Here is a 253-nt window from a genome sequence, read left to right on the forward strand (position 1 = left end):
GACCTAAGGCGAGGCCGAAAGGCGTAGTCGAAGGACAACAGGTTGAAATTCCTGTACCACCGTAAACCGTTATGAACGATGGGGTGACGCAGGAGGGTAGTGACGCGGACTGATGGATGTCCGTCCAAGCAGTGAGGCTGATGTGTAGGCAAATCCGCACATCGTTAAGGCTGGGCTGTGATGGGGAGTGAAAATTACAGTAGCGAAGGTCATGATCTCACACTGCCAAGAAAAGCCTCTAGTCAGGTGAAGG

The 253-nt window shown here is 52.6% G+C and carries 1 rRNA gene; it reads left to right on the forward strand.

Going from position 1 to position 253, the window contains the following annotated elements:
* Window positions 1-253, forward strand: a 23S ribosomal RNA gene (locus ACSNOG_RS33660); the annotation flags it as partial.

Origin of the sequence: Streptomyces sp. URMC 124, from assembly GCF_051386455.1 — a bacterium.
In the GTDB taxonomy this organism is placed as follows: domain Bacteria; phylum Actinomycetota; class Actinomycetes; order Streptomycetales; family Streptomycetaceae; genus Streptomyces.